The sequence below is a fragment of the Bifidobacterium sp. ESL0790 genome (genome assembly GCF_029395435.1).
Lineage (GTDB): Bacteria > Actinomycetota > Actinomycetes > Actinomycetales > Bifidobacteriaceae > Bifidobacterium.
The window spans coordinates 1,032,429-1,045,778 of the sequence record NZ_CP113915.1; the positions used below are offsets into that span (position 1 = coordinate 1,032,429).

General features: G+C 62.6%; 9 protein-coding genes. 5 read left to right on the plus strand and 4 right to left on the minus strand.

Annotated elements, in window-relative coordinates; translation table 11 throughout:
* Positions 1-9: 9 nt before the first annotated feature.
* The gene (aroA, locus tag OZY47_RS03745) at positions 10-1,446 is read left to right on the plus strand and encodes a 3-phosphoshikimate 1-carboxyvinyltransferase (RefSeq protein ID WP_348519395.1); all 1,437 of its coding nucleotides are present in this window, start codon (positions 10-12) and stop codon (positions 1,444-1,446) included.
* A gap of 144 nt (positions 1,447-1,590) precedes the next feature.
* Here aroA and OZY47_RS03750 read toward each other — a convergent pair whose 3' ends face one another.
* The 3 genes from OZY47_RS03750 to OZY47_RS03760 form a co-directional block, all read right to left on the minus strand.
* Entirely contained in the window at positions 1,591-2,820 is a 1,230-nt protein-coding gene (locus OZY47_RS03750) for an acetate kinase (protein WP_277178876.1), read from the minus strand.
* A gap of 234 nt (positions 2,821-3,054) precedes the next feature.
* Positions 3,055-4,737, minus strand: a complete 1,683-nt coding sequence (pta, locus tag OZY47_RS03755; protein ID WP_277178878.1) for a phosphate acetyltransferase — start codon at positions 4,735-4,737, stop codon at positions 3,055-3,057.
* A 189-nt stretch (positions 4,738-4,926) separates the two neighbouring features.
* On the minus strand, positions 4,927-7,407 hold the full coding sequence (locus OZY47_RS03760; protein WP_277178879.1) for a phosphoketolase: 2,481 nt from the start codon (positions 7,405-7,407) through the stop codon (positions 4,927-4,929).
* Positions 7,408-7,879: 472 nt separating this feature from the next.
* Here OZY47_RS03760 and guaA point away from each other — a divergent pair, with 472 nt between their 5' ends.
* The 3 genes from guaA to OZY47_RS03775 all read left to right on the plus strand — a co-directional run bounded on the left by guaA (position 7,880) and on the right by OZY47_RS03775 (position 11,330).
* Positions 7,880-9,442, plus strand: coding sequence for a glutamine-hydrolyzing GMP synthase (gene guaA / locus OZY47_RS03765; RefSeq protein ID WP_277178881.1), 1,563 nt, complete (start codon positions 7,880-7,882; stop codon positions 9,440-9,442).
* A 123-nt stretch (positions 9,443-9,565) separates the two neighbouring features.
* Positions 9,566-10,108, plus strand: a complete 543-nt coding sequence (locus OZY47_RS03770; RefSeq protein WP_277178883.1) for a GNAT family N-acetyltransferase — start codon at positions 9,566-9,568, stop codon at positions 10,106-10,108.
* On the plus strand, positions 10,101-11,330 hold the full coding sequence (locus OZY47_RS03775) for an MFS transporter (protein WP_277178885.1): 1,230 nt from the start codon (positions 10,101-10,103) through the stop codon (positions 11,328-11,330). The genes OZY47_RS03770 and OZY47_RS03775 overlap by 8 nt, the downstream gene beginning before the upstream one ends.
* Before the next feature lie 128 nt (positions 11,331-11,458).
* On the opposite strand, the gene OZY47_RS03780 is transcribed toward OZY47_RS03775, so the two are convergent.
* Positions 11,459-11,809 carry a hypothetical protein gene (locus OZY47_RS03780; protein ID WP_277178887.1) on the minus strand — a complete coding sequence of 117 codons (351 nt, stop codon included), beginning with the start codon at positions 11,807-11,809 and terminating at the stop codon, positions 11,459-11,461.
* 237 nt (positions 11,810-12,046) lie between these two features.
* On the opposite strand from OZY47_RS03780, the gene OZY47_RS03785 reads away from it, so the two are divergent.
* Positions 12,047-13,219 (plus strand): ArgE/DapE family deacylase, encoded by a 1,173-nt coding sequence (locus OZY47_RS03785; RefSeq protein ID WP_277178889.1) that lies wholly within the window; start codon positions 12,047-12,049, stop codon positions 13,217-13,219.
* The last annotated feature ends 131 nt before the right edge of the window (positions 13,220-13,350 follow it).

A 13,350-nucleotide genomic window follows, 5' to 3' on the forward strand; every position in this document is an offset into this window, starting at 1 on the left:
ATCGCCACTATGACAAGCATTGAAGCCCATTCGAGTGTGGCCCGTTCCGCACAATCTCCCCAACATTCAGAGCCCCGCGATCCGTGGCCGGCACCGGTGGCCGGCCATGCGTTGGACGCCACAGTGACGATTCCCGGGAGCAAATCGCTGTCGAACCGATACCTCATCCTGGCCGCGCTCGGGGACGGCCCCGTGACGATCTCAGGGTTGCTGCGTTCCCGAGACACCGACCTGATGGCCGACGCGTTGCGTGCGCTGGGTGTCGAGGTCTCCTATGACGAGGCGGACGAGACCCGTGTGACGGTGACGCCACCGACGTCGGGCGTCTTCCGTGGCGGCACGACCGTCTATTGCGGGCTGGCGGGCACGGTGATGCGCTTTGTGCCGGGCTTGGCGATGTTCGCCGACGGGCCGGTGCGTTTCGACGGTGACAAGCAGGCCTACGCCCGGCCCATGCACCCGTTGCTGGAAGGGTTGACACAGCTCGGCGCGCACATCGAATACGAAGGTTCCGAAGGATTTCTGCCGTTCACCCTCACCCCTCCCGTGAGGGAGAGCGTGGCGTCTCAGGCTCCGGCACAGGTCACCATCGATTCCTCGGCCTCGTCCCAGTTCATCTCGGGGCTGCTGCTCATCGGTTCTCGTCTGCCGCAAGGGCTCGATCTGCGCCACAACGGCGCGAAGCTGCCAAGCATGCCGCATATCCGCATGACCATGGCCGACGTGAACGCCGCCGGTGGGGAAGTGGCCATGCCGGAGGTCGGCCATTGGATCGCCCCACATCACGCGTTGCGCCTGCCCGAAGGCGTGGTTGTCGAGCCCGATCTGTCAAACGCGGCGCCGTTCCTGGGAGCCGCCATGATCGCCGGGGGCGAGGTGCGTGTGCCGAACTGGCCCGCCTCGACCACCCAGCCCGGAGGCCTGCTGCCCGATATCCTGCAGCGCATGGGCGCGAAGGTGACCTACGACGGGCGGCCCTACGACGAGGCGATGGAAGCGGCCAAGCTTGGGGGAGACGTGCCCCGCAACGCCACACTCGCCGTCTCCATGGATGGTCCGATTCACGGGCTGGGCACGTTCGATCTGTCGGCGGCCGGCGAGATTACGCCCAGCATCGCCGCGCTGGCTGCGCTCGCGGATTCGCCTTCGGACCTCGAGGGCATCGGCCATCTGCGTGGCCATGAGACGAACCGTCTGGAGGCCTTGGTCAACGAGATCACACGTATCGGGGCGGGCGCGCAGGAGCGGCCGGATGGGCTGCTCATCGAGCCGAAACCGGTGGGCCAGCTGCATGGCGCGGTCATGGAGACCTACGCCGACCACCGCATGGCCACGTTCGCGGCGATGATCGGCCTGGCGGTACCGGGCGTCGAGATCCGCAACATCGCCACCACCCGCAAGACCATCCCCGATTTCCCAGGCATGTGGCACGACATGCTTGGCTGAATGGTTCCGGCCACCTCGTGATGGCTGAACAAGATACGGCAAAGGCCCGTTTCGTATGAAATCCAAATCATGCGAAACGGGCCTTTGGGTTGTTTGCCGGTCAAATAATCAAGAGATTATCCAACCGAAAGTGCCAACCTGAAATCACTTCTCGAAGACGTTGCCGTAGGAATCCTTGCCCGCGGTCGCGATCTTGTCGGCCTTGTGGGCGATCGCCAGCTCCTCGTTGGTGGGGATGACGGCGATGACCACGGAGCTGTCGGGCGTGGAGATGACGCGCGGCTCCTTGGAGCGGGTCGCGTTCTTCTCCTTGTCAAGCTTGACGCCGAAGGGCGCGAGACGCTCGCAGACGCGGGCGCGCACCTTGTCGTCGTTCTCGCCGACGCCGGCGGTGAAGGTGATCACGTCCACGCCGCCCATCTGCGCGGTGTAGTTGCCGATGTAGCCGACGATGCGATGGATGTAGACGTCCATGGCGAGGATGGCGTCCTCGTTGCCCTCGTTGATCAGGCGGTCGACCTCGCGCATGTCGCCGTAGCCGGTCATGCCGGTCATGCCGGACTTCTTGTTGAAGAGCTCGTCGATCTCGTCCACGTTCATGTGGGCGTTGCGGATGAGGTGGAAGACTGCGGCCGGGTCGATGTCGCCGGTGCGTCCGCCCATCATCAGGCCCTCGAGCGGGGTGAGGCCCATGGAGGTGTCGATTGGCTTGCCAGAGATCTGCGCGGAGGCGGATGCGCCGTTGCCGATGTGCAGCACGATCTGCTTGAGGCCCTCGGCGGGCTTGCCGATCACGCCGGGCACCACGCCGCCGATGTACTCGTGGCTGGTGCCGTGGGCGCCATAGCGACGGATCTTGTACTTCTCGGCGACTTCCTTGTTGAGCGCGTAGGTGCTGGCCTCCTTGGGAAGCTGGAAGAAGAAGGAGGAGTCGAAGACGAAGATCTGCGGCACGTCGGGCAGCAGCTGCTCCATGACCTCGGCGCCGGTGGCCTCGGGGCCGTTGTGGAGCGGGGCGAGCACGGCGAGGTCCTTGACCTGCTGGATGGTCTTGGCGTTGACGAGCGCCGGCTGCGGGAAGACGGAGCCGCCCTGCACCACGCGGTGGCCGACGGCGACGATGCCGGATTCCTGAAGGTCGGGGCCGTATTCCTTGAAGAAGCCGAGGACGCGCTTGAGGCCGTCGGCGTGGGTCTTGATGGGCTCCTCGAGCTCATGCTTGATGCCATTGAACTCGTGCTTGTAGTGGCCATCGATCGGTTCGCCGATCTTCTCGACGAGGCCGCTCGCGAGAGCTTCCCCGCTTCCCAGATCCACCAGCTGATACTTGATCGAGCTGGAACCGGAATTGATGACAAGGACGGTTTTCGCCATTGTGTGCATCCTCCAAATAGATAAATTGATCCGTAGATGTTACCACGGCTACCAAATTGTTAGTTTACTCACGAGCTGTTACAAGAGTCAGGGCGATGAAAGCGCAGGCTTTTTGATACGAATATCCGAGGTGTTGCAGATCTATGGGTACAGTCCTGTTCAGAATATGCGAAATCCTGCCATACTCCATATAACAAGTATGGCAGGATTCCGCATGAGGATGATAAATCTCTATTATTGCTGCGCCTCGACGGCGGTGAGGGCCACCGTGTTGATGATGTCCTCGACCAGGGCGCCGCGCGAGAGGTCGTTGACGGGCTTGTTGAGGCCCTGCAGCACCGGGCCTATGGCGGTGGCGCCGGAGGTGCGCTGCACGGCCTTGTAGGCGATGTTGCCGGCGGCCAGGCTCGGGAAGACGAACACGTTGACATGGCCCGCCACGTCGTTGCCCTTGGCCTTGGTGGCGGCCACGGTGGGCGACCAGGCGGCGTCGAACTGGATGGAGCCGACGGCCGGTAGGTCCGGTGCCTTCTCGTGCACGATCTTGGTGGCCTCTTCGACCAGGTCGACGTCCGGGCCCTTGCCGCTGCCTAGCGTGGAGTAGCAAAGCATGCCCACCTTGGGGTCCACACCGAAGGCGCGGGCGGTCTCGGCGGACTGGATGGCGATGTCGGCCAGCTGCTCGGCGTTCGGGTTGAGGTTGATGGCGCAGTCGGCGAAGACGGCCACATGGTCCTTGAAGCACATCAGGAACGCGCCGGAGACCAGCGAGGCGCCGGGCTTGGTCTTGATGACCTGCAGCGCCGGGCGCACCGTGTTGGCGGTGGAGTTGATGGAGCCGGAGACCAGGCCGTCGGCCTTGCCGAGCACGACGAGCATGGTGCCGAAGTAGCTCGGATCAGTCAGCTGCTTACGGGCCTGCTCCTCGGTCATGCCCTTCTTGGCGCGCAGCTCGCAAAGCTTGGCGACCATGGGCTTCAGGACTTCCTCGTCGTCCATCGGCTGGTAGCTGGCCTTGTCGAGTGAGTTGAGGCCCAGCTCCTTGCCACGGGCGAGGATGGCGTCCTTGTCGCCGACGATGATGAGGTCGACGATGCCGCGCTCGAGCAGATAGTCGGCGGCCTTGATGATGCGGTCCTCGCTACCTTCGGGCAGCACGATGGTCTTCTTGCCGGCCTTCGCCTTGACGAGCAGGTCGTTCTGGAAGGCGTACGGCGTGGTGGGCGCGTCGAACGGCGCGCGGGCGGCCGCGACGACCTCGCTGGCCGGGGCGTTGTCGTCGAACGCCTTCGCGGCCTTGCCCGCGGCTTCGGGATCGGTGTCGTCGGGGAACGTGGCGGCGGGAATCGTCCAGACCGGAACGAGGGAGTCGCTCAAGGCCTCCTTGGCGTCGGCGGCCTTCTCGGGCGTGCAGCCGGTGACGAAGACGCCGGCCACCTTGCCGCCGGCATCCTCGACGCTCTTGGTGCAGGCCTCGACGGTGGCCTTGACCTGCTGCCCGTCACGCGGGATGGTGCACACGGCCAGGAACGTCTTGGCCTTGAGGTCGGCGGCGATCTCGGCGTCGAAGGTGAAGGCGTCGGGGTCGAAGACCTTGGAGCCGTCGGCGCCGACGATCACCATCGCCTCGGGATTGGTGCGCTCCAGCTCGGCGTTGTATGCCGCGACGATGTCGCCACGCGCGGCGGCCTTGTCGGCGCGGGCGTGCTTGGGGCACAACCCACGTGCCTCGTCGGCGCTCTGCCCGGCGTTGGCGGCCTTGGCCAGCTCGCCGGTCAGCTGCTCCTTCTTGCAGGCGACGGGACGGAAGACGGCGGTCTTGCCTTGGGCCGAGAGCGCCCTCACCACCCCATAGGCCACGACGTTGCGTCCGTTCTTGCCTTCGGGACTGGCGATGTAAATGACTTCGTTTGCCACGATCAAACTCCTTTGTGCGTTCCGGCACCTTTACGGTGATCAACTTTGATATCGATCCCCTTCATTTTAGGCCGAGGCGTGACGTGGGCGGGGATTGTTGTGTTGTATGCGAAAGGGCGCCAGGCCGAAGCCTGACGCCCTATTGCATACACGCCACATCAGCGTGCGGGAACGAACCCGATCAGCGCATCACTCGTTGTCGCTGCCGGTGCTCATGGCGGCCTTCGCGGTGGCCTCCCTGTCCTGATTCTTCACGTCGGCGTAGACGAAGCCGGTGTAGTCCGGGTGGTCGAAGCCCTTCTCGACGGCGAAGTCGAAGGCGTCCTTGCGGAACTGCTCGAGCTTGTCGATCTCATGGCCGTACTTGTCGGCGTCGAGCGTGCGCAGCACCTCGGCGGTCAGCTCGTAGCGGTCCATGTCGTTGACGCGCACCATGTCGTAAGGCGTGGTGGTGGAACCCTGCTCCTTGTAGCCGTGAACGTTGAAGTTGTCGTGGTTCGGGCGGTCGTAGATGATGGAGCGGATGTCGCTGGCATAGGAGTGGTAGGCGAAGAGGACGGGTTTGTCGGCGGTGAAGAGCTCGGTGAACTCCTCGTCGCTCAGCGCCTCGTCGTTCTCCTTGGGGCTCTGCAGCTTCAGGGTGTCAACCACGTTGACGACCTTGAACTTGATGCCGAACTCCTGCAGCTTCTCGCTGGCGGCCATCAGCTCGAGGGTCGGCACGTCGCCGGTGCAGGCGAGCACGATCTGGGTCTCGTCGTTGTTCTTGGCGGTGGAGGCCCACTTCCACTCGGCCGCGCCCTTCTCGAGCTCGGCACGGGCCTCGTCGAGGGTCTGCCAGGTGGCGGCGGGCTGCTTGCCGGCGAAAATCGCGTTGATCTTGTTGGTCGACTTGAAGGCCTTCTCGGCGACGGCCAGCAGCATGTTGGCGTCGGCGGGGAAGTACTCGGCGATGACGTGGTCGTTGTTGAACGTCTTGTTCAGCAGCACGGAGCTGACGCCCGGGTCCTGGTGCGAGAAGCCGTTGTGGTCCTGGCGCCAGACGTGCGAGGAGATCAGCATGTTGATCGAGGCGACGGGCTTGCGCCACGGGATGTGGCGGACGGTGGCCTCGAGCCACTTGGCGTGCTGGTTGAGCATGGAGTCGATCACGTGGGCGAAGGACTCGTAGGTGCTCCAGATGCCGTGGCGGCCGGTGAGGACGTAGCCCTCGAGGAAGCCTTCCATCTGGTGCTCGGAGAGCTGCTCGATGACCTGGCCGGTGACGCCCAGGTGCTCATCGGTCTGCTGCGAGAGATAGCCGTTGTCCCACTGCTTGTCGGTGACCTCGTAGGCGGCCTGCAGACGGTTGGACGCGGTCTCGTCGGGTCCGAAGATGCGGAACGAATCCGGGTTCATCTTGATGATGTCGCGGGTGTAGTTGCCCAGCTGGCGGGTGGCCTCGAGCTGGCCCCAGCCGTGGCCGTACTCCTTGACCTGCTTGACCTCGTAGTTCTCCAGCTCGGGGAGCTTGAGATCCTCGCGGATGCGGCCGCCGTTGGCGTTCGGGTTCTGGCCGATGCGCAGCTCGCCGGTGGGCATGAAGTCGGTGACCTCATGGCGCACGGCGCCCTTCTCGTCGAAGAGCTCCTCCGGGTTGTAGGACTCCATCCAGCCCTTGAGGACCTGGAAGTGGGCCTCGGTGTCGCGGGCGCTGGCCAGCGGCACCTGGTGGGCGCGCCAGGAACCCTCGGTCTTCTGGCCGTCGATGTACTTCGGGCAGGTCCAGCCCTTCGGCGTGCGGAAGATGATCATCGGGTAGGTCGGGCGATCCATGTCGTCGGTCTGGGCCTTGGCCTTGATGTCGCAGATCTTGTCGAAGACCTCTTCGAGCATGTCGGCGAAACGACGGTGGATGGACATGTGGTCCTCGTTGTCGAAGCCGGCGACGAACTCGTAGGGCTCGTAGCCCATGCCCTCGAAGAACTCGTGGAGCTCCTCATCGGGGATACGGGCGAGGATCGACGGGTTGGCGATCTTGTAGCCGTTCAGGTGCAGGATCGGCAGCACGATGCCGTCGGTGCGTGGGTTGACGAGCTTGTTGGACTGCCAGCTGGTGGCCAGCGGGCCGGTCTCGGCCTCGCCATCGCCGACGACCGCGGGCACAAAGAGGCTCGGGTTGTTCATGATGGCGCCGTAGGCGTGGCTCAGCGCGTAGCCGAGCTCGCCGCCCTCGTGGATCGAACCCGGGGTCTCGGGAGCGAAGTGGGAGGGGATGCCGCCGGGGTAGGAGAACTGGCGGAAGAACTTCTGCAGGCCGGCCTCGTCCTTGGTGATGTTCGGATAATACTCGGTGTAGGTGCCGTCGAGGTAGGACTGCGAGGTGCCCGCGGGGCCGCCGTGACCGGGACCCATGATGAACACGGTGTTCTGCTGGTGGTCGGCGATGAGGCGGTTGATGTGGCCGAACAGGAAGTTCAGGCCGGGGGTGGTGCCCCAGTGGCCCACCAGACGGTACTTGACGTCCTTGCGGGTGAAGGGCTCCTTCATCAAGGGGTTGCTACGCAGATAGATCTGACCGATGGAAAGGTAGTTGGCGGTGCGCCAGTACTTGTCGACTCCCTCAAGAGCCTCCTGAGAGACCGGCTTGCCGAGCTTCTTCCACGGGGTGCCAATAACAGGACTAGTCATGTATGCTCCTGTACTCCTGCACATATTGTGTGCAATTGATTATTTTCTTCAGGCGCAAACCATTGATACTGTTGCTGTCGCTATGGGTTTGCACCCAATCGAGGCTCACTTTACGTGGACTCTCAGACTTTTGGACGTTTTTTTGCACCTGTGTGCGTAAAAGTGATTATTTTGTTATCTAACGTTGGATTCGAACAAGAAAATGTTCGTTTTTCGCACGGAATAACCCGTCTGCCAAACGTTGAAACGAAGCCAAAAATACTGTGCTTGCAAGGCTTAGGCATGTTCGATTCACAGAAAGTTCACGCGGCGTGTTGTTTTTGGCAATGTTCTTTTTTGTTGCGTGGTTGTGATGTGCGATTGAGTACGCCGCCGACCCTTGCTTTTGTCGCCTTTAACCACGAGAATAGGGTGTGTCTTGGATATATAAGTTGTATTCATCGTTTTTCACAATGAACCAGTAGGGAGAATCATGGCAAACGGTCCAGTGCTCGTCGTTGACTTCGGTGCGCAATACGCCCAGCTTATCGCGCGGCGCGTGCGCGAGGCGCATGTCTATTCGGAGCTGGTGCCCCATTCCATGCCGGTGGACGAGATGCTTGCCAAGGACCCGAAGGCCATCATCCTCTCCGGCGGCCCGGCCTCGGTCTACGAGCCTGGCGCCCCCGACATCGACAAGAAGATCTTCGACGCGGGCGTGCCGGTGCTCGGCATCTGCTACGGCTTCCAGGTCATGGCCCACGACCTGGGCGGCAAGGTCGACAAGGCCGCGCTCGGCGAATATGGCAAGACCGACGCCGTGATCGACGACGCCGAGGGCGTACTCGCCGGCTCTCCCGCCGAGCAGACCACGTGGATGAGCCACGGGGTGGCCGTCGAGGAGGCGCCGGAAGGCTTCAAGGTTCTGGCACACACCGAGGGCGCTCCAGTGGCCGCCATGGAGGACGAGTCCCGTAAGCTTTACGGCGTGCAGTGGCATCCTGAGGTCAAGCACACGCCGCTCGGCAACGAGCTCTTCTCCACGTTCCTTCATGATTGCGCCGGCCTGCCCAGCGATTGGGACGCCGACAACATCATTGACACGCAGGTCAAGAAGATCCGCGAGGAGGTCGGCGACGCCGAGGTCATCTGCGGGCTTTCCGGCGGCGTGGATTCCGCCGTCGCGGCGACCCTGGTGCACAAGGCCATCGGCGACCAGCTCACCTGCGTCTTCGTCGACCATGGCATGCTGCGCAAGGGCGAGGCCGAGCAGGTCCGCCACGATTTCGTGGAGGCCACCGGCATCCGTCTTATCGAGGTGGATGCTTCCGAGGAGTTCCTGACCGCGCTGAAGGGCGTCACCGAGCCCGAGCGCAAGCGCAAGATCATCGGCGAGAAGTTCATCCGCACTTTCGAAAAGGCCCAACAGCAGGTGCTCGAGGAGGCCGGCGCGCGCGGCAAGGAAGTCAAGTTCCTCGTGCAGGGTACGCTCTACCCGGACGTCGTCGAGTCCGGTGGTGGTGACGGCGCTGCCAACATCAAGTCGCACCACAACGTCGGCGGTCTGCCCAAGGACGTCAAGTTCAAGCTCATCGAGCCGTTGCGCAACCTGTTCAAGGACGAGGTGCGCGCCATCGGCACCAAGCTCGGCCTGCCGGATAATATCGTCTGGCGCCAGCCGTTCCCCGGTCCGGGCCTCGGTATCCGCATCATCGGCGAGGTCACCAAGGAACGCCTCGACCTGCTGCGCGAGGCCGACGCCATCGCCCGCGAGGAGATGACCAAGGCCGGGCTTGACCGCGACATCTGGCAGTGCCCGGTGGTCCTGCTCGCCAACGTCCATTCTGTGGGCGTGCAGGGCGACGAACGCACCTACGGCTCGCCGATCGTGCTGCGCCCGATCTCCTCGGACGACGCCATGACCGCCGACTGGTACCGACTGCCTTACGACGTGCTGGCGACGATCTCCACGCGCATCACCAATGAGTGCCGCGGCATCAACCGTGTGGTGCTCGACTGCACTTCCAAGCCGCCGGCCACCATCGAATGGGAGTGACGGGCGTTCTCCCTCTTTGCTTTAAGGGAGGGGAGCGTTGAGAATATGTGGGTCGCCGCCGGTGATGGCCGGACGGCGGCCCATGTCGTTTGTTAGAGGATTGGCCTATATGGACTGGTGGGGATGATTATGGAATTGACGTATAGAAGGGCCGTGGCGCGGGACCTGCCTGTGCTGCACGAGATCGCCATGACCACCTTCGAGAACACCTACGGGCGCTTCAACACCGCCGAGAACATGCGGCTCTATTTCTCCCAGGCGATGAGCGAGGGCGAGTTCGCGCGGCAGCTGAAGGACGAGCACCAGCCGTACTGGCTGATTTATGCGGCCAATCGGCTCGTCGGGTATTGCAAGCTCGACCTGGTCAACACGTTGGTCGACGATCCCCAGGACGACCAATGCGAGCTTGAACGCCTGTACTTCCTGCCCGAAGCCCAGCATCGTGGGTTCGGCACCATGGCGTTCCAGCACATATGCGGTTGGGCCGTGAGGCATGGATACCGCTCGCTGTGGCTGGTGGCCTACCCGAAGAACAAACCCGCGCTGGCGTTCTATAGGAAGATGGGATTCGAGCAGGTGGGCACCACTGTGTTCCCGCTCGGGCACGATATGCAGCAGGGCATCGTGCACAGATTGATATTGAGTAGTGATAAGAAGAATGACTGAATTGAATGAGACGGCCCATAAGGCCGACAGAAAGCGTTTGGCATGGCTCACCGTGCTGGGGCTCGTGCTCGCGGGCGCGAACCTGCGTATGCCGATCACCATGATGCCGCCGCTCCTGCCTGATTTGAAAACCGAGATCGGCCTGCCGACCTCGCTGGCCGGGCTGATCACCACCATCCCGCTGCTGGCCTTCGCGCTCGCCTCGCCGCTGATGGGCAGGAGCGGGGCCAGGCACGGCAGCGAGAAGGTGCTCGTCATGGCGCTCGCGGTGCTGAGCCTTGGCAGCTTCCTGCGCATCATCCCCTCGGTATGGGCGCTGATGATCGGCACCGCCGCCCTTGGCATCGGCATCGCCGGCGGCAACGTGCTCCTGCCGGCCGTCATCAAGGAACGGTTCCCCGAAAGCGTCGCGGGCAAGACCACGCTGTATACCACCGCGCAGGTCCTGGTCGCCTCATTGGGCACTGCGACGTCTGGCGTTCTGGCCTCGCATATCGGCATCAAAGGCAGCATGGGCATCTTCGCCCTGCTTGGACCCATCGCGCTGGTCGCCTGGTTGGTCATCATGCTTTCCGGTTCGCACCGCCAGCATGAGGCGAGTGGAAGGGACGTCGCCCGTCCGATGGTGGATAGGACGCCTTGGCGCTCGCTGCTCGCATGGGTGATCCTGGCCTATTTCGGCATGCAGTCGATGCTCTATTATTCCCTGTTGACCTGGCTGCCGTCGATATGGCAGGCGGCCGGCTTCGGCGCCGTGGCAGCGGGTAACCTGGCCACGCTCTTCCAGCTCAGTGGCATGCCGCTGACGATGACCGTGCCGCTGATCGCCGAGCGCAAGCACGGCCTGGCGATCGTCAACGGCATCGCCGGGGGAGGTTTCGCCCTGGGTGTGCTCGGCATTCTCATTCCTGGAGCCGACCTGCCGCTCAACGTGGTTTCGGCGGTGTGCATGGGGCTCGCCACGGCCGCGTCGTTCAGCATCTGCATCGTCTTCTTCCAGAAGCGCACCTCGTCGGCGGCCGACACCGCGCGCCTCTCCGGCATGGCGCAGTCCGGCGGCTACCTGTTCGCGGCCATCGGCCCGGTCGCGCTGGGCGCGTTGAACGGGCTGATCCATTCGTGGACGCCGATCATCATCCTCGTGCTCGTCGTCATCGTCACCATGTTCTGCGCGGGCCTGTTCATCATCCGCCACCACGACATCTACGAGGGGCTGAACTGAGCAGACGTGATGCGGAATAAAGATAAAACCGCATAACTATATAAAGGTATGGAAAAATCCCAAGTCCGCGCTCGTCCGATCGACATTGACCGGCGAGCCCAGGGCTTGGGATTCTTGCGATTGCCGAATCAGGGCTTGATGGTCTGCAAGAGGGCCTTGATCTCCTTGTCGCGGCTAGAGGTATCGCCGTCGGCCTTGCCCGACTTGAACAGTTCGAGAATCTGACGGGCGACGTCGAGAGTATCCTTGTCGCGCTCGGCTGCGTCGGTGAACGCCGAGACGCTCAGGAAGGTCTCAAGCGATTTCGGATCGTTCTGTTCCAGCGCCCGGTTGACGATGCCCAGAAGCATCATCTTGAGGTTCCTCGTGCTCTTCCGATCCGCCCTGCGCCGCTCGACATAGGGCAGGAAAAGCGCCACCAGCACAGCCGCCGTCTCGGCACAAGCCGTGGCCCATTCCGCAACCGACCCGATTTCCATGAACACCACCGATTCCTTTGAAATTTGGAAGACAAACTGACATAAGGAAGTGTACACCGCGCGGTGTTTGGTCTGGTTTGACGATTGGCGCGCTTGCATGCCGAGTACACCGCGTAAGCCTTGTATGCGATATGCGATGTATATGCTGGGAATATGCGTCGGATGCTTGTTGACATCGCCGACATCCTGCCGTGATTTAATGGAACCGGACGATATGACGCCTTCGAAAGGAAAGAAATGAACGAGAACGAAGCCATGGACCTGCTGAAGAAGTTCGTCGGGCTGCATACCGAGAACGGCAACGAGAAGGTCGTCGCCGACGAGATCAAGGCGATTTTTGACAAGGCCGGCGTACCTTGCAAGGTGCTCCCGCTCGAGGAGGACCCGACCCGCGCGAACCTGGTCGCCGAACTTGGCCACGGTGAGCCGGTTCTCGGCATCACCGGGCATATGGACACCGTTTCGGCCCAGCAGGAAGGCTGGAAGACCGATCCGTTCGAGATCACCGAGGACGGCGACCTGATTTACGGCCGTGGCGTGACCGACATGAAGGCGGGCCTCGCGGCGATGGTCTTCGCCATGCTCAACCTCAAGAAGCACGAGGATAAGATGCACGGCACCGTGCGCTTCCTGGCCACCGCGGGCGAAGAGGTCGGCATGCCGGGCGCCGAGGCGCTGGAGAAGCAGGGCTATATGAAGGGCGTGGAGGCATTGCTCGTGGGTGAGCCCTCCGGCTACAACATCGTCTATGCCACCAAGGGCGAGCTCAACCTCAACATTTCGATGAAGGGCAAGGCCGCGCACAGCTCCACCCCGGCGCTGGGCATCAACGCGGTGGAGAACCTGCTTGAGTTCCTTGATGTCATCTCCAAGCGCATCAAGGCCGCGGCCGCGGGCAAGAGCAACCCCGACCTCGGCGACACCGTCTACAACATCGACGTCATCCGCGGCGGCCAGCAGGTCAACGCCATTCCCGAATCGGCCAGCGCCGAGATCAACATCCGCATCATCCCCGAGTTCAGCAACAAGGAGATCCTCGCGATCCTCGACGACGAGGTCGCCAAGTTCAACGCGAGCCACAAGGCGACCGTCTCCTACACCGTGGGCATGGATATCATTCCCGTCATCGGACCGAAGGACGCCAAGCTCGTCGACGTTGTCAAGTCCGTGGGGGAGCGCCACCTGAAGGAGCAGGGCAAGCCGGCCGAGATCCCGATGTTCGGCGTCTCCGGCGGCACCGACGGCAGCGTGCTCCTGCTCGACAGCCCCAAGGACACCGCCTACGTGATGTTCGGACCGGGCAACGACACCATGCACTGCGTCAACGAGAGCCTGCCCAAGCAGATGTACTTCGACTTCATCGGCATCTACGACGACATCATCAACGAATACATGGGCATCGAGAAGTAGCGCACTGCATTTATATATTCGTTTGGACTAGATGGTTTTCTGTCTGGTCCAGATGACGAGAATGGAATGGCCTCACCGAATATATGGATTTCGGTGAGGCCATACTTTGTTTTATATCGGAGGCTTTGCTG